A 23,424-nucleotide genomic window follows, 5' to 3' on the forward strand; every position below is an offset into this window, starting at 1 on the left:
ATTGGGTTTCAAACAACTACACACAACAACAACACAACTAAACCCTTTGTTTAATTAAGAATTACATTTTATGATTCCAAAAGTATTCCAAGAAATTATCGATTTAGGAGATGGAAGAACCATTTCTATCGAAACTGGAAAATTAGCCAAACAAGCCGACGGATCAGTCGTAGTAAGAATGGGAGATGCTATGTTATTAGCAACTGCTGTTTCTGCTAGAACTGCTAATCCAGGGGTTGATTTTTTACCTTTAACGGTAGATTATCGCGAAAAATTTGCTGCAGCTGGACGATTCCCTGGAGGATTTTTCAAAAGAGAAGCACGTCCAAGCGACAGTGAAGTATTAACCATGAGATTAGTAGATCGTGTTTTACGTCCACTTTTCCCAGACGATTATCATGCAGAAACTCAAGTTATGATTCAATTAATGAGTCATGACGACAATATTATGCCTGATGCATTAGCAGGATTAGCTGCATCTGCTGCTTTAGCTGTGTCTGATATTCCTTTTTACAACTTAATATCTGAAGTACGTGTAGCACGCATTGATGGGAAATTTGTAATCAATCCTAGTAGAGAACAATTAGCACAATCTGATTTAGATATGATGATAGGTGCTTCTATGGACTCTGTAGCTATGGTTGAAGGAGAAATGCATGAGATTTCTGAAGCTGAAATGGTAGAGGCTATCAAATTTGCACATGAAGCTATCAAAGTGCAAGTTCAAGCACAACAACGCTTAAGAGATGCTGTAGGTTCACCCGCTTATAGAGAATATGAAGGAGAGCCAGAAGATGAAGCTATCTATGCAAAAATTAAAGCTGCCTCTTATGACAAATATTATGCTATAGCTCAAGAAGCTTCTGCGAAAAGTGAAAGAGGAGAAAAATTTGCAGAAATTAAAGAAGAAATTAAATCCTTATTTACTGAAGAAGAATATGCAGAAAATGCTGATTTATCAGAATTAATTGGTAAATATATTTACAAAACTCAAAAAGAAGCTGTCCGTAATGTAATCCTTGAAAAAGGGACTCGTTTAGACGGAAGAAAAACAACAGAGATTAGACCTATTTGGTGTGAAACTGATTATTTACCTTCTGTTCACGGATCATCTTTGTTTACACGTGGAGAAACACAAGCATTAGCAACTGTAACTTTAGGAACTTCTAGAGAAGCAAATGTTATCGATTCACCATCTGAACAAGGAGAAGAAAAATTCTATTTACATTATAACTTCCCTCCTTTCTCAACTGGAGAAGCAAGACCTTTAAGAGGAACATCACGTAGAGAAGTTGGTCATGGTAATTTAGCACAACGTGCCTTAAAAAATATGATTCCTGCCGATTGTCCTTACACAATTCGTATTGTCTCTGAAGTATTAGAATCTAACGGTTCTTCTTCAATGGCAACAGTTTGTGCTGGAACTATGGCATTAATGGATGCTGGAGTTCAAATGATAAAACCAGTTTCTGGAATTGCAATGGGACTAATCACTGACGGTGAGAAATTTGCAGTACTTTCTGATATTTTAGGAGATGAAGATCACTTAGGTGATATGGATTTTAAAGTAACTGGTACAGCTGATGGAATTACAGCTTGTCAAATGGATATCAAAATTGACGGTTTACGTTATGATATTATGGAACAAGCATTAGCACAAGCAAGAGATGGTCGTTTACATATTTTAGGTAAATTAACTGAAACTATTGCACAACCAAGAGCTGATGTAAAACCAAAAGCACCAAAAATAATTACAAGAACAATTCCTGGAGCGTTTATTGGAGCATTAATAGGTCCCGGTGGAAAAGTAATTCAAGAATTACAAAAAGCTACTGGAACTACTATCGTTATTAATGAAGTAGATGAACAAGGAGTTGTTGAAATACTTGGAACTGATCCTGCTGGAATTGCAGCCGTATTAGCAAAAATAGATTCAATTATTTTCAAACCAGAAATGGGTGAAGCATATGAAGTAAAAGTAGTTAAAATGTTAGATTTTGGAGCTGTAGTAGAATATACTGCTGCACCAGGAAACGAAGTTTTATTACACGTATCTGAATTAGCTTGGGAAAGAACTGAAAATGTTGCTGACGTAGTTAAAATGGGTGATGTGTTTATGGTAAAATATTTAGGTATTGACCCAAAAACACGTAAAGAAAAGGTGTCTAAAAAAGCACTAGTTCCTAGACCGCCTAGAGAAGAGAAAAAAATCGAAAGAAAAGATACCCCGCAAGGTTAATTCAATTATTTAGTTCATAAAGAATCCCGTTTCAAACAAGTGAAACGGGATTTTTGTTTTTATGATGCTTTTTCATCCAGCCTTTTAATTAGTAAATTATTTTTAGTTTAATTTTAAAACATTCAATCAGGCATCACTTATAAAATTTATTAAATTTATCTTCCCATTATTAAATGGGAAGTCTTTTTTTAAAAGATAATTTGGATCTAGAAAAATAAAGTAAAAAAAATAAATTATATTTAGCTTTTAAATCAAAGACAAAACATAAAAATGAAAAATATAAAAAGATTTAATCTTTTCCTATTCCTTTTTATTTCAATTCAATCTCATAGTCAATTAGTCAGCGAAATAAGTGACTATGTTGATTCTCAAATTGGCATTCAAAACTCTTATCTTTTTAATGGAAAAACATACTCAAACAATTATAGGGTTCTTTCCAAAAAAAATCAATTTTTAAATGAAAGCACAAGTTATACTATAGGAAGTATTACATGTCAACAAATAAGTTTTAATAGTGTTGAATTACTCTATGATGTTTTTTCACAAGAACTCATCATAAAACCCGATTCAAAAACGTCCTTATTTGGTATTGTTATAGATACATCAAAATTAGATGGTTTTAAAATGTATGATAAAACATTCATAAATATTAAAAAACAAGGCGAAATTAGTGGCTTCTTTGAATTAGGTATTGACAAACCCTTTTTAAAACTACTTATAAAACACAACAAAAAAAGACAAAAATTATTAGATAGAAATTCCATTCATTTTGAATTTGAAAGCAACTATGATTTTGTCTTATTTCATAAAAATAAGTATGTGGAAGCAAATTCAAAAAAAGATTTCCTTAAAATATTTCCAATTTTTAAGAAAGGAATAAAGGAGTTTTATGCTAAAAATCATCTTTTAGAGAAAAACGACAAAAAAGAGTTTATGAAAAAAATCGTGCTTTATTTAAACATTTTAAATGATTCAGATAATGAAAAATAAAATTTTAATTTGCTTATTTTTATTATTATCATTTAATGTTTTAAAAGCACAAACTAATGAAAAAAAATTTTCATTCACTTTTAATGAAAAAACAATAAAAGACTGTTTTGATGAAATTGAAATTAAAAGCGGGAAAAAGTTTTATTACCTAGAGCAATGGGAAAATTTAAATAATATAATTACTACTTCATTTACAAATGAATCAATTGATTTAATTCTAAATACCATACTTAAAGAAACCAATTTGAATTTCTTTTATAACAATAATAGTTATATCATTACTCAAAACAATTTTATATATAACAATCTAAATACCAGTTTAATCAAACAAGATAGCATTCTAATTGAGAATAAAATCAATCCTCTTTTCTTTGAAAAATTAATTGGTAATAATTCTGATGAGTCTGAAAAAATCACAATTATTGGAAAACAAGATGAAATTGACACAAAGAAAAATTATATCATAGAAGGAATTATTACAGATATAAAAACAAAAAGCCCTTTGTCTGGTGTATTAATTAATGTAACCAATAGAAATAAGAAGGTAGAAACAAATATAGATGGATATTTCATACTAGAACTTCCTGACGGGCTAAACCATCTTGAAATTTATGCTATGTCTTATAAAAAAATAACCCGAAAAATCATTTTAAAAAAAGATGCAGTTTTAAATTTTCAATTGTCTGAAAATATTACTTTATTGAATGAGGTTATAGTAGAAAGAGAAAGAAATAAAGAAGTAAAAGCTATAGCTAGTGGTGTTACTACTTTTAATGTTGAAAAGGCAAAAAGTGTTCCTCTTGTTCTTGGTGAAAGAGATATCATAAAGCTAGCTCTCGCATTACCAGGAATAAAAACAGCAAGCGAAGGAAGTTCTGGTATTAATGTTAGAGGTGGAAAAGAGGATCAAAATCTATTCTTATTAGATAATGCTACTATTTATAATCCTTCACACTTTTTCGGTTTCTTTAGTTCAATAAATCCTTATTTGGTTAATGATGTTAACATATATAAAGGTCATATTCCTGCAGAATTTGGAGGAAGAATAGCTTCTGTTTTTGAAATAAATTCTAAAGAAGGAAATTATGAAAAATTTAAAGGCGAAGGAGGAATAGGTCCGGTAACTTCTAATCTAACATTTACTACTCCTATTATAAAAGAAAAGTCGACTATTATAGGTGGTGCAAGAGCCACTTATTCAAAATGGATTTTAAAACAAATTGACAATGAAGAATTAAATAAAAGTGATGCTAGTTTTTATGATGCTTTTTTAAAATACAAACATAAAATTAATGAAAACAACACTATAGAAACAAGTGTTTATTATAGTAAAGATAAATTCAAAATTTCATCAGATTCTTTATACAGTTATTCCAATAGTGCTTTATCTTTAAGTTGGAAACACAATTTCAATGAAAAAAACATAGCTAATTTTCAATTAATAAATAGTAATTATGCCTTTGACATTGATTATTCTTCCGATAATTTAAAATCATTTAATTATAATTTCAATATTAATGAATCTAAATTTATTTTTAAGAATGTTTATTTCTATAATGAAAAACATAAATTTAGTTACGGATTAAATTCAGTTTTATACCTTTTAAATCCTGGAGAATTAATCCCTACTGATGAAAATTCTCTATTGACTTACAGAAAGATTAATAAAGAAAAAGGACTAGAAAATTCTATTTTTATAAATGATGAATATACTTTAAGTAAGAAAATTTCATTTAATTTAGGATTACGCTATTCTAGCTTTTTAGCATTAGGTCCAGCTACACAAACAGTATATGAAGATGGTGCGCCTATATCTCCTGGCTATGTTCAAGAAATAAGGTCGTATGACAATAATGAAGTTATAAAGAACTACAATGGTTTTGAATACCGTTTTGGAACACGCTATATGCTTAACGAAACTTCTTCAATCAAATTAGCTTATACGACTAACTATCAATATTTACACAAGCTATCCTCTAACACAACGCAATCTCCTACAGACACATGGAAATTAGCTGATTTAAACATTAAACCTGCTTATGGTCAACAAATTTCTTTAGGTTTTTTTAAAAGTTTAAAGGATGATTTATACCAATTAAGTTTAGAAGGTTATTATAAAAAGACTAAAAACTTCTTAGATTTTAGAGTTGGTTCAGATTTAATTTTAAGCGAATCTATCGAAACTGATGCAATACAAGGTAATGGCAAAGCTTATGGTGTTGAATTTTTAATAAAAAAATCAGAAGGAAAACTTAATGGTTGGGTTGGATATACTTATTCTAGATCGCTTATTCAATTAAATGGTGATACAGCCAGTAAAATAGTTAATAATGGTAATTATTTTTCGTCTAATTTCGATAAACCACATGATTTTAATGCCATACTAAATTATAAATTCACAAAAAGATATAGTGCGTCTTTTAACTTCACCTATCAAACTGGAAGACCTGTAACATATCCAATTGGATCATACACTTATGGAAATGCTCAATACACTTTATATAGTGATAGAAATAAATTTAGAATACCCGATTATTATCGTGTAGATGTTGGGTTTAATATTGAAGGTAATCATAAAGTAAAGAAACCATTCCACAGTTTTTGGAATATTTCTATATATAATCTCTTAGGCAGAAATAATCCTCAATCTATATTTTTTGTAACCGATAGTGGTAAAATCAAAGCGTACAAATCGAGTATTTTTGCATATCCAATTCCTACAATAACTTATAACTTTAAATTTTAAAATCATGAAATTAAAACATAGTATCGTATTAATTTTCATTACAATTTTAAGCTGTACAGAGCCTTATGTTCTTGAAACAGAAAATTTTGAAGATTTATTAGTTGTAGAGGCTACAATTACAAATGAATATAAAAAACATGTCATAAAACTATTTAGAACAATTCCTCTAGAAGAAGAAACGGCAAATATTGAATCTGGAGCTACTGTAAAAATAACAACAAACACAGGAATAGAATATAATTTTACCCAACAAAACGATAGCTATATTTCCGACCAAGAATTTCAAATTGAACCCTCTTTATTATACACCTTAAATATACAAACCACCAAAGGTGAAACCTATATTTCCACAAGTGAAAAAATGCCTGCAATTAATGACATTGATGAAGTAACAGCTGAACAAGAGATTAAAAATAACATAGAAGGAGTTGCTATAAATGTAAACGCATCTGATCCAACTAATAGCTCTAAATTTTACCGATACGAATTCATAGAAACATATATAGTTATTCCTCCTTTTTGGAGTCCAAATGATATTGTAGTAGATACTAACAATGACTTACAAGTTGAACCTCGCACAACAGAAACTAGAATTTGTTATAGTTCAAGTTTTTCAAATACAATTAACGTAATCTCCACTGAAAATCAAACTGAAGATGTTGTAAATAACTTCAATATTCATTTTTTAGCAAAAGAAGACCCTAAAATAGCAAACAGATATAGTATCTTGGTAAGACAATATATTCAAAATTCAGGAGCATTTAATTTTTATAAAACTTTAAAGAGTTTATCTTCTACAGGCAGTTTATTATCTCAAGTACAACCTGGTTTTATTGTTGGGAACATTAAAAATGTTAATAACCCTGAAGAAAAGATTGTGGGTTATTTTGATGTTACTACAGTCTCAGAAAAAAGAATTTTCTTCAATTTTGAAGATATTTTTCCATCAGAAACCTCTTCAAGTCACTATTTTAATTGTGATACATTTCTATATAGGAGTGACATTGATGAGTTGCCTCCTGGCTATATGGGACCTGAGGTAGGAGCAAAAAATGATATTATATATGCTATAACTAATAATATTTCAATCTACTATTCGGGTGATCCTACAATTGGGGAAAATATTGAATTGGTATATCCTTATTGTGGTGATTGTAGCTCATTTTCATCTAACATAGCACCAGATTTTTGGCAATGAAAAAACAACTTATAATACTAATAGCACTTATACAAAATTTCGTTTTTTGTCAAAAAAATGAATGGTATAACTACAAAGAAAAAATAGAATTACAAACAAATACAAAAACACTTATTACTGGTGAAAAATTACTATATAGTTTATATTGTTTAGATAAAGATAACAAGCCTAGTCAACTAAGCAAAGTAGCTTATGTAAAATGCATTGATAGCTCAGGCAAAGAGGTTTTTTTTAATAAACACTATTTAAATAAAGGAACTAGTTCTGGCTACTATTTTATTCCAACAGAATTAAAAACAGGTAATTACAAAATCATCAGTTATACTAAATGGATGTTAAATACATCACAATTTAATTATTCCGAAAAAGATTTACTCATTATTAATCCCTATTCTAAAAACAATTTTCAAAATAACATATTTAACAATCAACTTATCAATCAAGATTCAATATTAGATATTCCTTTAATTAAAAAAACATATAAAAAAAGACAATTAGGAGCTACTAAAAGTTTTGATTCAGAACTAGAAGGTAATTTTACAATTTCAGTAAGAAAAACAAATGAGATAAACCTTGACACAAATCAAGAACATAAAAAATCAAATAACACAACTTCTGGAAACGAACAAAAATTTATACTTCCAGAAACAAAAGGTGAATTAATCTCAGGAAGACTAATAAGTTCAAATAATAATCTGCCATTAGAAAAAATTGGTATTGCACTAACCGACAAAGGAAATACTGATTATTTAAATATTACCTCTACAAACGAAAAGGGAGTTTTCTATTTTATACTGTCTCATCCTTTAAGTAGTGAAAATGTTTTTATAGAACCTATAAACAATAGTAACAAATATTCTATTCTTCTAGACTCTAAAATAGAACCAAAATATTTTGTTGATAGTTTACAACAAAAAATAAAGCTAAAAGAAGGTTATTCTAAAGAGATTGAAAATAGAGCTATAGCTGCTCAAATTGAAAATGCTTATTACGAAATTAAAAAAGACAGTACATTAAGCCCAAAACTTATAAGCACTATAAATAAAAATTACCTTGACATTTTTCCAACTGATAAATATTCTCGTTTCTCTTCCATAAAAGAATTTATAACCGAAGTATTAAATCAAGTCTATTATACCGAAAAAAATGATGAATTTAAAATTCATTTTAGAAACACAGGAGTGAATTTAGAATTAGATGAAAATCCTTTAACGATAGTAGATGGAACACTAATTCTTAATCCTAATGATATTTTAAAAGTAGATTTTAAAAAAATTAAAACCATTTCAGTGAATTACCAACCTTACTATTTAGGTAATAAATTATATAGTGGCTTATTTATTGTAAATACAATAGACTCTTATTTTGATGATGTTAGCACAAATAAAAACAAATTAAAACTAGATTATACAATTCCTTTTTCTATACAAATACCCTATTTTCCATCATATGAAGACAATTCAAGTCTAAACAAAATTCCAGATTATAGAGTTCAACTTTTGTGGAAAAATACAACTAATTTAAAAGAACCAATTCCTTTTTATACTTCAGATATAGAAGGTACTTATGAAATAAGTATTCAAGGCTTTTCAAATGAAGGTAAATATATTAATGAAAAAGATTATTTTAATGTTGAATAAAAATTATATCCTATAATTTATCCCTAGAGAAAAACTACTATTCCCAAAACTCTTTTCAATCCGTTTTGAAAACCAATTATACGGTGTAAAATTATACTGAAAATGTAGCCCTATTTTTTTTCTACTAAAACCAAATCCCTGACTTACTAATGGTGACATTAGTGCTTTTAAATCGGTGTTTATTTTATAAACTAAGTTTCCATTTTCATCTGTATAGGTTTCCGTTCCAGTATTTTTCATTTCTTTATTATCAAATAAAAAAAAGTTAATCCCAAAACCAGAAGTATATTCAAAAGTAACTTCTTTAGTAAAAACATGAAAAGAATATTCCTTATTGATTTTCATAAGTGCCATTATTCCAAATGATTTGGATTGGGTTAAATAAGTAGAATCTCTTCCATAATAAGTAAAATCTTGATTGTTTTCTGGAAAATAAAATTTAAAACCTAAATCAGCCATGTCATTATGTGGCATTTTCAATCTGTAATAAACACCTATTTCTTTTGAAACACCCATCTTGTTGCATAAATTTCCTAATGACACAAATAAACCTCCTTCTACTCTAATTCTTTCAATTTTTGTGCTATCTATCTCAAATTGTTGCGCTACCATTGGCAAACAAAACAATAGTATTAGAATGTGAATTATTTTTTTCATTTGTTTACCAATTTATGAAAGGCATAGACCTTTTGTTATTTATGTTCCAAAAACCTATTTGTAGCCCTTTATGCTTTTTTGACAAATTGAATAAACCAATTTGAACACCAACAGTGTTTTCACTTCCGTTAACAACTCCAATTTGAATGCCTTTAAAAATTGTAGAATGATTAAACAACCCCAATTGGAAACCATTACAAGATTCAGACGCATTAAATAAAGAAATAAAGCATCCCTTAGCTAATTTTGAAGAATTGAAAAATCCTGAAATATGCAGTCCATTTAATTGGGTCACATGCGTAGAAAATCCATTCAAAGAAATACCATTTGAAGCATGTCCAATGTTTAAAAAGGAAATTACCAATCCATTAGTTTGGGTATTATTTATATTTCCAGTACTAATATGCAAGCCATTTATTGTAGCATTAGCTTCTTCTGAAAATCCTGAAGTGTTGGCAAACATAAAATATAGTATTCCCAAAGGGTTCAACTCTACATTAAGTCCATTTACTGTTTTAAGAGTACCTGCTTCAAAAACATCTAGTCCTACACCAAGCGCCATTCCATTCACTTTATCCACCTTATGATTTCTAGGTGTTAATGAAAAAAAAGTCGCTTTTAAGTCGCTTCCTGTATAAACGTTTTGACAAAAGCTGAATGTGGTTACTAATAAAAAAAAACTAACAACTATTTTTATACTATTGTTTTTTGGAGAGCCAATACTCCTAAAACCATGATGCAAAACTGATAGAGCGTTTTCGGGATTTAAAATTCTTTTCGTTTGTAAACCATTGACTATGGATGCATACCATTTCAAATCAAAAGCATTCACATCCTCAAAATCTTCGTACCAATGCTTTCCTATTCTTATTCTTATAATTAAATTTTTCATAAGCAGTAATTAAATGTATTTCACTGCTCAAAACTATTTTATAAATCACAAAAAAAATTGCGTTAAATAATATTTATTATATTTGTATTTGCGAAAATCACAAAATGAAAAACCAAGAATTACTTTTAAAAACCATACAAAAGAAAGTTAAGAACACTTCTTTATTAGATGAAATAGCCAAGGTTTTAGGTATAAGTTATGATGCATCACACAGAAGAATTTCATTAAAAAGTAAGTTTTCTATAGATGAAACCATACTGCTTTGCAATCATTTTGATATTGCTATGGATAATTTATTTCGAAATGAAAATAAATACGTATTAGATAAAACAAAAACCATCAAATCTATAAACGACTTTAAACTATATCTAGAAAAATCCGCTTTATTACTAAGTCAATACAAAGACAAAACATCAAATGTGTATTATTCAGCAAAAGATATTCCTTTGCATTACACCATTGGAGGTAGCTTACTCTCTAAATTTAAAATATATGTTTGGTTAAACATATTAACTTCAGATCAAAATTTAAGTTTTGAAAATTTTGTTATTGAAGAATCTATGTTACAAGAATCAACTAATTTAGTAACCATATTTGAAAATATAAATAGAACAGAAATTTGGAATGATACAACAATTAATAGTTCACTACAACAAATGTACTATTTTTATGAAGCAGGTTTATTAAATTATACCAATGCTATTTTAATTATTGAAGACATTAAAAACATTATTTCAAAAATTGAAAAAGATGTTCGCAGTAATCATTCTTCTTTTGAATTATTTTACAATGAGTTACTTGTTTTAAATAACACTGTTTTGTTTACCAATGAAAAAAATGCATCTTTTTTTATTCCTCACAATATGTTAAGTTATTATGTAACCTCTGATTTAACTATTTGCAAAGAAGAAAAAGATTTTATTATTAACCAATTAAAAAATTCTATGTCAATCTCAAAAGCAGGTAGGAAAGACCAAAAAATATTCTTTAATAGAATGTATCAAAAGATTGATTTTTACAAAAACAAAGTAGAAAACTACATTGTTGAATAATTTTTTTAAACTTTTTGTAACTTTTTGGTAACCTCTTACGTATAACAACTGTAACACTTAAAATTAAGAGGAATTATATAAATGAGACAACTCAAAATCACCAAGCAGGTAACCAATCGTGAGACTGCTTCCTTAGACAAATACCTACAAGAAATTGGAAAAGTTGACCTTATTACTGCTGACGAAGAAGTAGAATTAGCACAACGTATTAAAGCAGGTGACCAACGTGCACTTGAAAAATTAACAAAAGCTAACTTACGTTTCGTGGTATCGGTTGCAAAACAATATCAAAATCAAGGTTTGACCTTACCCGATTTAATTAACGAAGGAAATCTTGGTTTAATTAAAGCGGCTCAACGTTTTGATGAAACACGTGGTTTCAAATTCATTTCGTATGCAGTTTGGTGGATTCGTCAATCTATTCTTCAAGCATTAGCAGAACAATCTCGTATCGTACGTTTACCATTAAATAAAATTGGTTCTATCAATAAAATCAACAAGATGTATGCATTATTAGAGCAATCTAGTGAGCGTGCTCCATCTGCTGAAGAAATTGCAAAAGAACTAGACATGACGGTTAATGATGTAAAAGAGTCTATGAAAAACTCTGGCCGTCATTTATCAATGGATGCTCCTCTTGTAGAAGGTGAAGATTCTAACCTATATGACGTTTTACGTTCTGGTGAATCTCCAAATCCTGATAGAGAGTTAATTCATGAATCGTTACAAACTGAAATTGAAAGGGCTTTAGAAACATTAACTCCTAGAGAAGCTGATGTAGTTCGTTTGTATTTTGGTTTAGGTGACCAACACCCTATGACATTAGAAGAAATAGGTGAAACTTTCGATTTAACTCGTGAACGTGTGCGTCAAATTAAAGAAAAAGCAATTAGAAGATTAAAACATACTTCTAGAAGTAAAATATTAAAAACATATTTAGGATAACTAAATAACAATAACAACAGTTTCAATAACTGTTCGTTTTTTGATTGATGATTGAAACCACGGCTGATTACCGTGGTTTTATTTTTTTAACCCTAACCGAAAAATCATTTTCAATTATCCTTTATAACAGATTTGTACAAGCAAAACTTTTCAAATATTAGTTAATCTAACTTACAACACTCAGCTTTAGCAAAAGTCTGCGATTCTATTTTGCTGGAAATCGAAAAAAAAGACATCTTATCATTTTTTTATTGAGAAATTAAATTCTTATACTATTTTTACAAAAAACATCTATACAAATTAAAATGAAAAAAACTATCGTACTACTTACCATGTTAACAGTTTTAGCATGTAAAAAAAATGAAGAAAAAAATGAAGAACCAGGATTAATGGATGCTGTAGAAAACATTAACAATCTTAGTAAAGCTGGAGATGCGTTAAAAGACTTTGAAAAGAAACAAGAGGAGCTTAAAAAAATGGAGCCTGTTTCAAATGAAATTCTAAAAAATGTACTTACAGAAAATTTAGGTGATCTAAAAAGAACCCATTTTAGTGCAGGAGACACTTCTATGATGGGATTAATTTCTGCTGAAGCAACCTATGGTGACGATTATGAGAAAAATATTAAATTAAGTTTATTTGATGGTGCTGGTGAAACAGGAAGTAGCATTTTAGCTCTTACAGTAATGGCTTTATCAATGAATAGAGAATCTATAGACGATACAAAAACAAAAAAAGTAGAAGTAATTAATGGCATCAGATGTCTAACTGAAGATGACACAAACCCAGAGCATATAAATTCTTCTATTACCTTTCTCCATAATGACCGTTTTCAAATAGGAATAGAAGGAAATAAAATCCCTTTAGAAGAATTAAAATCATACTTAAAAAAAATTGATTTATCAAAACTTGATTAAGTTTTAATACATTAAATAAATATAAAGCTTTTTTACTCCATTGTAAAAAAGCTTTATATTTCCATTAAATAACAAAACATACAGTTCTTTGCAAATCTCGATTCGCACAAATTTGAATTTTAATTTCTATTTTTTAAAACTATCTTTGCACAAACAACACAACACTTTTTGATAAAATGAAAAATACAATTATTGCACCCTCTGTTTTAGCTGCAGATTTTGCTAATCTACAACGCGACATCGAAATGATTAATAATAGTGAAGCCGATTGGTTTCATATTGATGTAATGGATGGTCATTTTGTTCCAAATATTTCATATGGAATGCCTGTAATTCAAGCAATAAAAAAACATGCTACAAAACCATTAGACGTTCATTTAATGATTGAAAAACCAGAACGATATATTGAAACTTTTGCAGAAGTGGGAGCTGATATTATAACCGTACATTATGAATCAACAGTACATTTACACAGAACATTGAGACAAATAAAAGCAACTGGTTGCAAAGCGGGCGTTGTACTTAACTTAACTACACCAGTTTCAGTTTTAGAAGATATTTTACCAGAATGTTATATGGTATTAATTATGTCTATAAACCCTGGATTTGGAGGTCAAAAATTTGAAGAAATCACTTATCAGAAAGTCAAAAAACTGAAAAAGATGATTACAGAGCAAGGACTAAATACTCTAATTGAAATAGATGGTGGTGTAACTAATAAAAATGCCAAACAACTTATCGAAGCTGGTGCAGATGTCTTAGTAGCTGGAAGTTATGTATTTGGAGCAGAAAATCCTATTGCAACTATTGCAGACTTAAAAGCAATTACAAAATAAAACCTTTTAAAAACTGTCAGGCAAAACACTTGACAGTTTTTAATATTGATCTATAAGGTATTTAATTAAGTCGGTAGTGGTAACTATTCCTACTAATAAATTTCCATTACAAACTGGCAAAGCATGAAACTCTCTTGAAGCGAGTATTTCTGCTGCTTCTTTAATAGTGGTTTCCGGATTAATCGTAACTAAGTTTTTTGCCATAACTTGTTCAACAGTAAACATATTATATACCGTTGTATCAATTACATCTTCATCATCATCCACAGCATCTGCAAAAGAAATACGCAATAAATCGGTATAACTCAAAATACCAATAATCTTATTGCCATTCACTACAGGAATATGCCTGATATGATGTTTTTTAAATAATGATTCTGCTTTTGTAAGATTGTCGGAGAGATTCAACTTAACAACATCTTTTGTCATAATAGTTGAAATTGGAACTTTCTGTTTCATGACTTAAGTATTTATATATTACAAATTTAGTGATATAAAATCTAAAAAACATCACATAAATCATTGATTATTAAGTATTTTTTTATTAGATATTATCCGTAAAATTAATCATTACTTTCACTTTTTCAAAAAGATGGGGAAATTCCTCCCTAAATTGACTTGGAGTTTCAAAAAAATGTTCCAGTATTACTGCAATAAACTCAAACTCATTTGTATAAGCATACACTCTAAAGTAATTAGATTGCATTAATCTTGAATAATTTGCAGGATGATTTACTTCTTTCATTATCTCTTCATAAGTAACTGAAAAAATAGTAGCTGATGTATCTGTATTTTTTAATCCTTGATAATGCAATACATGACCAAATTCATGTAATCCCAAATTCAAGTTATCATTACTTATTTGATATCCTTCTAAAAAATGTTTCCAAGAAAACACAATAGCTTTCATTCTAGGATTAAATTCTCCTTTATGATAAGTATCATTTATTTTAGAATAATAAACATCTGGATAAACAACTACTTTGTTAATTACAGTAAACAAATAATTTCGCATTCCGAAAGTAAGCATTACAGCAGTTGCAGCAATTAAAACCTTCATTTCATCTGTAATCACTAGACCTTCTTTTCCTAAAAAAGAATATTTTTTTATAAAAGTAGCTACTCTATGTTCAAAATAGTTTTTTTGAGCAGGTGCCAATCTCTTATAAAATTCAAATTGATTGTGCAAAATTTGCACTTGATTAAATTTTAATCTCTTTGGAAACAGGTAAAAATGCACATATATAGGTTTTCTAAAGAAAAAAGCATAAGCAGGTTCAATAGCAACATTATAGGCAAAAAAAACTAAAAAGATAATTCCTAGAAAAAGTAAAATATATTGCAATTCTTTTATTATTTGAGGGAGAACGAATATAGAGAATTTAAATTAAATATAACTCTAAAAAATAAAAACACATCCTATCAAAATAGAATAGGATGTTTAAGCTACTTTTAAAAAATATTTTTTATTTCTTATCTAATAAGGTAAGTATAATTATTCCTACTCTTCCTATTAAGAAAGTAAACATTCCAAAAACAACTGGTAAAAATGTTATTTTTAATCCTCCAGCAAGCATCTCAGTAGAAATACTTCCTAAAGATTGAATAGCATCAAATGCTCCTATTAACCCAATGGCTTGACCCAAAAATCCCCAAACTAAAACAAAAAGACTTAGCGAACTTATCAAGCTAATCATTTTCTTATTATTGTCCTTTTTTATAATTCCAAAAATAGTTAATAACAATACTACTATTAATAAAAAGACAATTGGTACCATGAAAAAAGGACCTCCTTCGTTAATTCTGTCTAAAATCATAATTTTTATTTTTTAAGATTAGTAATACCCCAAAAGTATTTCACTAAAGCTTTCTTATTTTATATTTGCGATGAATCTACCATTTAGCATCCTATTCAACCCAATCACAAATCAAATCGATTCCTTTTAATCTCTTTTTTACCAAATTCAGACAAAAACACGTAATCCACCGCTAAAAAAGACTACTATTTAATAATTTATTTATCTTGCCAGTATGTTTCCAAATATACTTCAAACTTCTAAATCTTTTTTACTTCACTTACTCTTTTGGATAGGGGTTTGGTTTTTTTATGTCTATTTTTTTAGTTATAATTCTACTGACACTGTTTATATTACTTGGTTTTCCAGTCTACTTTTACCCATTACTCTGATAACAACTTATCTAACCATCTATATTTTAATCCCTAGATATTTATTAACCAAAAAGTATTTAAAATTACTTTTATATGGCTTTTATGTATTAGCTATGTCTATTTATCTAATTGTTTTAGCTATATATGGAAGTTTCATTTTTATTACCAATTTAGATATAAGTAAAGTACCTCCTATGGGTAGAAATTTTATTTTCATTCTAATTTTAGTGTATTTAATTGTAGGTCTCATTAGTTTTCTAACAATGTTAAACCATAATTTCAATGTGCAATCTCAATTTAAAGCATTGGAAAACAAAATCTTAGAAACCAACTTGCAAATCAAAGAGCAAGAACTCAATTATTTAAAAAAACAAATTCATCCCCATTTTCTATTTAACACTTTAAATACTATTTATGGCTTTTCTTTAAAAAAATCAGAATATACTCCTGAAATTATCTTGAAACTCTCTAATCTACTCGATTATATTTTATATCAGGTACAAAAACCAAAAGTAGCCATTTCAGAAGAAGTAGCTCACATAAACGAATATATTGACTTAGAAAAAATAAGGTTTCAAGACCGTCTTAAAGTAAATTTTGACTCTCAAATAGAAAATGAAAGCCTTCAAATTCCTCCTATGCTTTTTTTACCTTTTATCGAAAATGCCTTTAAACATGGTAACATTATTAATGATTATTTAAGTATTAACATCCAATTGCAATTTACCAATGATAGGCTGCTATTTAATTGTAGCAATAGTTTTATTGACAAAAATGTGACTACTACAACTGGGATAGGATTAGAAAACATTAAAAAAAGATTAGAGTTATTGTATCCGGAAACGCATAGCTTTAGCATTACAACAGTTAAAGACCAATTTAAAATTGAATTAGAAATTAAACTGAAAAAAGATGACTGAAAAACACCACTGTTTAATTATTGATGATGAAATAACTGCAAGAGAAATCTTAGAATCTCATGTAGCAAAAATAGCTACTATTCAACTTTCAGGAAGTTGTAAAAATGCATTAGAAGCTTTTAGCATTATAAACAATCAAAAGATTGATTTAATTTTTCTTGATATTAACATGCCAGAAATTAACGGTTTGTCTTTTGTAAAATCAATTAATAAAAATATAAAAGTGATTTTTACAACCGCTTATCGCGAATATGCTATAGAAGGATTTGATTTACAAGCAGTAGATTATCTTCTAAAACCCATCTCTTTTGAACGCTTTTTACAAGCAGTCAATAAATATCTTGGAGAAAACATTCCTGTTGAAATATCTCATCCATCTGAAAGTATACTTGAGGAAAGTGATTTCATATTCGTAAAATCAGATCGTAAGATGGTTAAAATTGATTTTGATGAAATCCTTCATATTGAAAGTTTAAGTGATTATATTAAAATTATAACAACACAAAAAACAATTGTAACACGAGAAACCATTTCTAACATTGAAGCTAAACTTCCCAAGAAAAAATTTATTCGTATTCATCGTTCCTTCTTAATCGCAATTGCTAAAATTGAATCGTTTACCAATGAATATATAGAAATCAATAAAAAATCACTACCTATTAGCAGAAGTTATAAAAAAAGTGTTTTGGAACAATTAGAAAGATTGTAGAAAAAAGTGTATTAGACATCTCATTTAAAAGCTTAATCATTTTTTTTTCAAGTTGCTATCTAAAAAAGATTTATTCCATCACAATTATTCTTTTTAAATTCTATAAATTAGTAGCACAAATAAACAAACAAACTATGGAAGCACTTACCGATGAAGAAAGAGAGGCTAAAGTAGAGGCATTAGAACAGCAAACAGAACAAGAAGAAGCTGAAAAAAAAGAGCCAAATAACAATACACTTTTAGAAATAAAAGAAGAAAATTTAATCCGCAAGAAGAATCTAAAAATAGTCCTAAAAAAATAAAATGGAAAGAAGATAATTTATTATTGATAAGTTTTTTTGAATGCAATTAATATTTTAAAACCATGAGTTTACTATTTCAAGATAAAAAAATTCTAAAAAAATCTTAAAGTTTGCATTTTTGAAACAAAATACGATTTCTTATTAATTAAAAATACGTACTTTAGAGCAATGCTATTATCAAATAAGTTCAAAAGTGTAACCTTTTTGAAACAATAGTATTATGAAAAAAACAAGAATTATCTTTCTGCTATTACTAGGTATTCTTCCATTAATAGCATTTACACCATTAGATTATAACAATTGTGAACTACTTCATAACGGTACTTTCATTTATTTTTATAACAACAAAAAAATAAAAGTAATCATACACAAGGACAAACATACCGAATATCACGAAGACGGTAAATATGTAATTCATTCAAAATTATTTTGGATTAATGATTGCGAATTTGTGGCTACTTGTTTAAAAACCAATATGCCAAATGCAGCGTATAATATAGAAGATCAAATGTATGTAAAAGTAGATAGGGTGTTTGAGAACGAAATTTACTTTACCTCATCAATCAACAGAAGTAAATGGAGCGGAAAAATGTTGAAAATAGAATAATACAACTTAGAGAGCAAAAAAATTTTATTTTAAGATTACCCAAATAGGCACATGATCCGATACCGTTCTTGCTTGGTGAATATCTACAAAGTCTTCATAAAAAGGGATAATGCCAAAATTTAAAACCTCAACCGTTTTTGAATTATAAAAGATATTATCAAACTCAGAAGCCAGACAGTCATTATTAATACACTTTTGTCGCAGTGAAGTTTTTTGATTGACAAACACCGATTGGTAACCCATTTTTCGTAAAGGAAAAAAAACAGTATGAGATTGCGGACAATTGAAATCTCCTATAAAAATCAGATCTTTATTTGGATATAAAGCGGGAAAAAATTTAAAATACTTGATTTCCGTTTCGGGTTGCATTTTTTTAGTTTTTGCATGAAAATTAACCAAAGTAAATTCTTTTTCTTGGTGCTTAAAAGTAGCCAAATAAGGTTCTCTTTCAATTTCTTCCACATAAGTTTTCTCTAACCATGCCTCTCCTATTTTTTTCACGTTGCTAGGTTTCCATAAAAAAGCATAACGTTCGGCTTTGTAGGCACTACCAGAAGTTGGATCACTAATTACATAATCCCATTGCGCACCCTTTCTATTAAGTTCGTCTACTAATTTGGCTACAGCTTGTGCTCCTGCTTCACTTACAACTACTTCTTGTAAAGCCACTACATCAAACTCTTTTAAAGTTTTTGCCATATAAGCAATGTCTTGCTCGCTCTTTGAAGCACCTAAGTTTTCAATATTCCAAGAACAAATTTTGATTTGCGCACTACTCAATAGATTAAAAGTAAGTAGTACTATAAAAAATAAACGTTGTTTGTAAAACATTCTCAATTTTAATTAATCTTCCCAGCCGCAAAGGGTAAGTCCAAATGCTTCTGCTTCCGAAAGTTTCTGTTTGGTAATCTCGTGCTTGCAGTTAGACAACCCTCTACAGGATTTAGTATAATGGTATTTTTTAGCTCCTTTTGGACCGCATAAATAAACCTCTTTATCTTCTATTGAAAAAGAGGTCATTATAAATGTTACCAAAAGTGTTACCAAAAACTTCATATTACTCTACTACAAATTCATAAGCTAAACTATCTCTATCTTTGCCTACTAATTTACTATTCTCTATCCATCTTACAAAAATATCTTTTTTTTCGCCCTTTTCATTGATTATTTTACCCGCACCATATTTGCCACTGATATTGATATTGCCTTTTACTTCATTACCAAGACTATCCTTACCTATTATATCATAATTATATTCATAGTGATCACTTATACCCGTTCGGTAGTTATATTCATATTTGCTATCCACATGATAAGTCTTTTTTTCAACCTCTGTTATTTCTTCAATATCATCGGGTAAAATAGTATCTTCTTGGGCATAAAAAGACTGTATTTGCTCTTGCGGACTTTTTAATGATTCTTGATTGGTTTCTCTACAAGAAAGAAAAAAGAATAGTGTTAATAAGAGTAGTTTTATTGTCATAGTTTATAATATTAAATTATTGATAGCCTAAAATAATAGCACACATAGCAGCAATTTGAGTAACTTTTTCTTCATTAGTATCATTTGAACCAGACGTAGCTTCATCAATACAATTCTTTAAATTTAAAGTATAATTATTAGCTTCATTTATAGAAATATTTGGCTTCATTTTCATAACAAAATCAGCACAAGTTGCCATTTTATTTTCATCTGTAGCTGATTTCCATTCTTTAACTTTTAATTGATGTAGATTTCTTCCAATATACCATTTATTACTCTCCCTAGAAACTTCATTTCTAACATAAATTTTATTTGCAGAAGAAACCGAACTCTCTGAAATTTTATCTTTCTTAATTCGTTGAATTATAAATAGAGTTATAATATTCATTGCTATTAGACAAATTATTATTCTATAATATTTCATGCTTTACTTTTTAGTTATTGTTATTTGTTTAACCATAATGTTGTTTTTAAAATTAAATTAATCAAAATTACCACATACAGGTATTTATACCTGATTTTCATCTTCATAAAACCCAACAGTTTCCAACAATTCTTTTTCAAATTGATAGATCTCACCAATAGTTTCGATAGGTTGTTTGGTTTCGTTTTTCTTATCATCAAAAAGACCAATGTATTTTTTGCTTCCGTTTAGGTGTAACCTACATAAGGGTTTTCGGTTGTTATCATCTAATAAAACTCCAAAATAAGATTGTGTGTCACGATGCACAATTCGATCTATTGCAAGCTTTCTTCTTAGAATAGCTACTACAATTCTATAAGCTTCTAGTTCTTCTTCTGTAGTGTCTACTTTTGTGGTTTCTGTAATATCATCAATTTGTTCTACTTGTTGTTTCTCTGCTTCTTTGTTTAAAGCTGCATTTAAACGGTCATTTACTTTTTCACTTATGAATTGGTTAAAACCTTTTTGTACTAGTTCTTTAAATTCTTCCATTACTTTTTCAGTCAATCTTCCATTATAAACTTTATTAGCAAAGAGTCTTACAAAATCAAAAGATGGTTCGTTAAGCTCTTCATTGATTAGTTTCTTTATTTCTTTGGTATATTTCAATGAACTAGCATTATTTACTATGTTGTTCACATCAAAGTTGGATTTATGAAATTTGGCTATCTCATTTATTGTATTTTCTTTTAAATTAGTGATGTCAAATTCAAGAAATGGTTTTTCGTCCATCTTATTCTTTTCATCTAAATCGGTAAAAAACTGAAAGTGAATACCATTGGTTAAAAGAGAAAATCTAGTTTTTGTTACATGAAAATAACGGAAGAGTTGTGAACTATGCACAGATAATTTTTCTTTCCAATTTTTACATTCTATAATTAGAATGGGTTCGTCATTTTGAAAAATAGCATAATCTACTTTTTCTCCTTTTTTTAAACCTAAATCCGCAGTAAATTCAGGCACTACTTCTGTTGGGTTAAAAGTATCATAACCAAGAATATTAATGAAAGGCAATACAAAAGCGTGTTTTGTAGATTCTTCGGTTCCTATTTTGTCTTTTAGTTGATTGATTTTATCAGCTAAAGTTTTGAGTTGTGCGTTTAGTTCCATAGTTTTTTTATTTTACATATCTAGAAGAAACCCAACCTATTTTTTGAGTATCATTGACTAATACTTTTATCCAATCTCCTTTTTCTTCTATAAAAGTGAGTTGGTCGTTTTTTGATAAGGTGACTACAATTTCTGAATTGGTTCTTGGTTCTTTTCTTAAGTTTAATTTGGAATTTATTACTGTCAATGTTTTACCTGCGTAATAATCTGTTTTGCTCTTTGACGCTTTTGTACTTGAACTCGTACTCTTTGAATTGCTTTTTTTAGTACTTGAAGAAAAAGTATTGACTTTTGTCCCAGCACAAACTCCACAACTGCCTCCATTGGAACAATGTTTACAGCGAACACAATTTTTACAAGTGCTGCAATTAGCTGAACCAGTACATTTCCCTACTTCGGTTTCGCAACAAGAAGCTAGTAATCCTTTTTTTGTAGTGGTTTGACTTTGTATACTGAAAGAAAAAGTCAATAATAAAATGAGTAGTGTTGTTTTCATGGTTTTTTATTTAAGTTGTATGACAAGTTGAAGAACACGTTTTACAACCATTTGAATGTGAGTAAGTTTTTTTCGCTTCTTTCACTGCATCTTTACAATTGTCAAAATCTCCTAAATACTTTCTATTCTCTTCACTTGGTAGATATATACAATCTTTTGTGTGTACTTCATGATCTCCATTTAATTGTGCTTTTTTGTTTACATAATATTTCATAATCTTAAAATTTTAAATTAATAATATCCAAACTTATAACCATTAGAAATCAATTCCTTACGGAAAACCGTAAAGTGGAAAAATATTTTTTTGTAATGGACAAAAAAAAGACCTAACAAGCTTTGAAAACTTGTTAGGTCTAGTAGTAATAAGTGCTTTAAATTATATTAATCCCAAGTCTTTGGTAATGGCAATTAAATGCACTGTATTTTTAGCTTTGAAGTAAATTTTTAATTTGTTAAGGCGTTTTTCAATAGTACTTTTACTATTAGGAGTAATGCCTAGTTCTTTGAATGTACTTTCCATTTCTTCTTGGGATACACCAACCGATAAATGTTTTATTAATTCCAAATCATAGTCATCTATTTCATTGACGATTTTGTCTTGCAAGACAAAAGCCATATCCGGTGAAATATACTTTTCATTGGTGTTGTAAACCGTTTCAATAGCTTTTTTTAATTCTGGAATGCTATTTCTTCCCTTTATTACAAAAGCGTCAATGTGTTGGTTTTCAAAAAGCGATTTAATACGATACGATTTATCTTCAATCGAAAACACCACAATCTTAATATTGGGTTGCAAGGCTCTTATGGCTTCAATTAAATCTTCACCCGATTTTAATTGGTCCTTTCTGTAATCTTCTTTAAAAGACAAATCGGTTACCAATAATTCAAAAGGGGCATTGTCTTGTATCGCTTTCTTCACTTTTAACAAAGCATCATCACAATATTTAGTGCTATGTAAATTGGTTATCTTTAATTGTATTAACGCTTCATGAACCGCTAAATTAATACTGTCTAAATCTTCTGCTATAATTACTTTTGAAAACATAAGCCTA

At 28.6% G+C, this 23,424-nt stretch carries 26 protein-coding genes; 13 read left to right on the forward strand and 13 right to left on the reverse strand.

Annotation, left to right across the window (positions count from 1 at the left end; genetic code table 11):
- Positions 1-70: 70 nt before the first annotated feature.
- The 5 genes from ACULEV_RS13160 (at position 71) to ACULEV_RS13180 (ending at position 8,813) form a co-directional block, all read left to right on the forward strand.
- Entirely contained in the window at positions 71-2,239 is a 2,169-nt protein-coding gene (locus ACULEV_RS13160; RefSeq protein WP_445455509.1) for a polyribonucleotide nucleotidyltransferase, read from the forward strand.
- Between the two features lie 270 nt (positions 2,240-2,509).
- A complete protein-coding gene (locus tag ACULEV_RS13165) occupies positions 2,510-3,229 on the forward strand; it encodes a hypothetical protein (RefSeq protein ID WP_445455510.1) in 720 nt (239 codons plus the stop codon).
- Positions 3,219-5,975 carry a TonB-dependent receptor gene (locus ACULEV_RS13170; RefSeq protein WP_445455511.1) on the forward strand — a complete coding sequence of 919 codons (2,757 nt, stop codon included), beginning with the start codon at positions 3,219-3,221 and terminating at the stop codon, positions 5,973-5,975. The genes ACULEV_RS13165 and ACULEV_RS13170 overlap by 11 nt, the downstream gene beginning before the upstream one ends.
- 4 nt (positions 5,976-5,979) lie before the next feature.
- Entirely contained in the window at positions 5,980-7,173 is a 1,194-nt protein-coding gene (locus tag ACULEV_RS13175; protein ID WP_445455512.1) for a DUF4249 domain-containing protein, read from the forward strand.
- Positions 7,170-8,813: a hypothetical protein gene (locus ACULEV_RS13180; protein WP_445455513.1), complete on the forward strand. Its 1,644-nt coding sequence runs from the start codon at positions 7,170-7,172 to the stop codon at positions 8,811-8,813. The genes ACULEV_RS13175 and ACULEV_RS13180 overlap by 4 nt, the downstream gene beginning before the upstream one ends.
- A gap of 3 nt (positions 8,814-8,816) precedes the next feature.
- On the opposite strand, the gene ACULEV_RS13185 is transcribed toward ACULEV_RS13180, so the two are convergent.
- Positions 8,817-9,470 carry a hypothetical protein gene (locus ACULEV_RS13185; protein ID WP_445455514.1) on the reverse strand — a complete coding sequence of 218 codons (654 nt, stop codon included), beginning with the start codon at positions 9,468-9,470 and terminating at the stop codon, positions 8,817-8,819.
- Between the two features lie 4 nt (positions 9,471-9,474).
- Positions 9,475-10,362 (reverse strand): LA_2272 family surface repeat-containing protein, encoded by an 888-nt coding sequence (locus tag ACULEV_RS13190; RefSeq protein WP_445455515.1) that lies wholly within the window; start codon positions 10,360-10,362, stop codon positions 9,475-9,477.
- Between the two features lie 104 nt (positions 10,363-10,466).
- Between ACULEV_RS13190 and ACULEV_RS13195 the strand changes: the two genes are divergently transcribed.
- The 4 genes from ACULEV_RS13195 (at position 10,467) to rpe (ending at position 14,112) form a co-directional block, all read left to right on the forward strand.
- A complete protein-coding gene (locus tag ACULEV_RS13195) occupies positions 10,467-11,414 on the forward strand; it encodes a hypothetical protein (RefSeq protein ID WP_445455516.1) in 948 nt (315 codons plus the stop codon).
- Positions 11,415-11,495: 81 nt separating this feature from the next.
- Positions 11,496-12,359: a sigma-70 family RNA polymerase sigma factor gene (locus ACULEV_RS13200; protein WP_045967558.1), complete on the forward strand. Its 864-nt coding sequence runs from the start codon at positions 11,496-11,498 to the stop codon at positions 12,357-12,359.
- A gap of 305 nt (positions 12,360-12,664) precedes the next feature.
- Positions 12,665-13,276 (forward strand): hypothetical protein, encoded by a 612-nt coding sequence (locus ACULEV_RS13205; protein ID WP_445455517.1) that lies wholly within the window; start codon positions 12,665-12,667, stop codon positions 13,274-13,276.
- 176 nt (positions 13,277-13,452) lie between these two features.
- Positions 13,453-14,112, forward strand: a complete 660-nt coding sequence (gene rpe / locus ACULEV_RS13210; protein WP_445455518.1) for a ribulose-phosphate 3-epimerase — start codon at positions 13,453-13,455, stop codon at positions 14,110-14,112.
- A 39-nt stretch (positions 14,113-14,151) separates the two neighbouring features.
- Here rpe and ACULEV_RS13215 read toward each other — a convergent pair whose 3' ends face one another.
- From ACULEV_RS13215 to ACULEV_RS13225, 3 genes are all read right to left on the reverse strand, one after another.
- Positions 14,152-14,571: a CBS domain-containing protein gene (locus ACULEV_RS13215; protein ID WP_445455519.1), complete on the reverse strand. Its 420-nt coding sequence runs from the start codon at positions 14,569-14,571 to the stop codon at positions 14,152-14,154.
- Between the two features lie 85 nt (positions 14,572-14,656).
- On the reverse strand, positions 14,657-15,457 hold the full coding sequence (locus tag ACULEV_RS13220) for a zinc-dependent peptidase (RefSeq protein ID WP_445455520.1): 801 nt from the start codon (positions 15,455-15,457) through the stop codon (positions 14,657-14,659).
- Between the two features lie 121 nt (positions 15,458-15,578).
- On the reverse strand, positions 15,579-15,929 hold the full coding sequence (locus tag ACULEV_RS13225) for a MotA/TolQ/ExbB proton channel family protein (protein WP_445455521.1): 351 nt from the start codon (positions 15,927-15,929) through the stop codon (positions 15,579-15,581).
- Between the two features lie 214 nt (positions 15,930-16,143).
- On the opposite strand from ACULEV_RS13225, the gene ACULEV_RS13230 reads away from it, so the two are divergent.
- The 4 genes from ACULEV_RS13230 to ACULEV_RS13245 all read left to right on the forward strand — a co-directional run bounded on the left by ACULEV_RS13230 (position 16,144) and on the right by ACULEV_RS13245 (position 18,820).
- On the forward strand, positions 16,144-17,202 hold the full coding sequence (locus ACULEV_RS13230; RefSeq protein WP_445455522.1) for a sensor histidine kinase: 1,059 nt from the start codon (positions 16,144-16,146) through the stop codon (positions 17,200-17,202).
- The gene (locus ACULEV_RS13235; protein WP_445455523.1) at positions 17,195-17,911 is read left to right on the forward strand and encodes a LytR/AlgR family response regulator transcription factor; all 717 of its coding nucleotides are present in this window, start codon (positions 17,195-17,197) and stop codon (positions 17,909-17,911) included. Before ACULEV_RS13230 ends, ACULEV_RS13235 begins: the two co-directional genes overlap by 8 nt.
- Before the next feature lie 134 nt (positions 17,912-18,045).
- Positions 18,046-18,213, forward strand: coding sequence for a hypothetical protein (locus ACULEV_RS13240; protein ID WP_445455524.1), 168 nt, complete (start codon positions 18,046-18,048; stop codon positions 18,211-18,213).
- A gap of 220 nt (positions 18,214-18,433) precedes the next feature.
- On the forward strand, positions 18,434-18,820 hold the full coding sequence (locus ACULEV_RS13245; RefSeq protein ID WP_445455525.1) for a hypothetical protein: 387 nt from the start codon (positions 18,434-18,436) through the stop codon (positions 18,818-18,820).
- Positions 18,821-18,844: 24 nt separating this feature from the next.
- Here the strand turns inward: ACULEV_RS13245 and ACULEV_RS13250 are convergent, their stop codons facing one another.
- The 8 genes from ACULEV_RS13250 to ACULEV_RS13285 form a co-directional block, all read right to left on the reverse strand.
- Positions 18,845-19,651, reverse strand: coding sequence for an endonuclease/exonuclease/phosphatase family protein (locus ACULEV_RS13250; protein ID WP_445455526.1), 807 nt, complete (start codon positions 19,649-19,651; stop codon positions 18,845-18,847).
- Positions 19,652-19,663: 12 nt separating this feature from the next.
- The gene (locus tag ACULEV_RS13255) at positions 19,664-19,876 is read right to left on the reverse strand and encodes a hypothetical protein (protein ID WP_445455527.1); all 213 of its coding nucleotides are present in this window, start codon (positions 19,874-19,876) and stop codon (positions 19,664-19,666) included.
- Position 19,877: 1 nt separating this feature from the next.
- Positions 19,878-20,303 carry a hypothetical protein gene (locus tag ACULEV_RS13260; RefSeq protein WP_445455528.1) on the reverse strand — a complete coding sequence of 142 codons (426 nt, stop codon included), beginning with the start codon at positions 20,301-20,303 and terminating at the stop codon, positions 19,878-19,880.
- Between the two features lie 16 nt (positions 20,304-20,319).
- Positions 20,320-20,727 carry a hypothetical protein gene (locus tag ACULEV_RS13265; protein ID WP_445455529.1) on the reverse strand — a complete coding sequence of 136 codons (408 nt, stop codon included), beginning with the start codon at positions 20,725-20,727 and terminating at the stop codon, positions 20,320-20,322.
- Positions 20,728-20,811: 84 nt separating this feature from the next.
- Positions 20,812-21,876 (reverse strand): type I restriction endonuclease, encoded by a 1,065-nt coding sequence (locus ACULEV_RS13270; protein ID WP_445455530.1) that lies wholly within the window; start codon positions 21,874-21,876, stop codon positions 20,812-20,814.
- A gap of 7 nt (positions 21,877-21,883) precedes the next feature.
- Entirely contained in the window at positions 21,884-22,372 is a 489-nt protein-coding gene (locus ACULEV_RS13275; RefSeq protein WP_445455531.1) for an SH3 domain-containing protein, read from the reverse strand.
- Positions 22,373-22,382: 10 nt separating this feature from the next.
- A complete protein-coding gene (locus ACULEV_RS13280; protein ID WP_445455532.1) occupies positions 22,383-22,586 on the reverse strand; it encodes a hypothetical protein in 204 nt (67 codons plus the stop codon).
- A gap of 162 nt (positions 22,587-22,748) precedes the next feature.
- On the reverse strand, positions 22,749-23,417 hold the full coding sequence (locus tag ACULEV_RS13285) for a response regulator (RefSeq protein ID WP_445455533.1): 669 nt from the start codon (positions 23,415-23,417) through the stop codon (positions 22,749-22,751).
- Between the last annotated feature and the right edge of the window lie 7 nt (positions 23,418-23,424).

Source organism: Flavobacterium sp. HNIBRBA15423 (assembly GCF_052655965.1).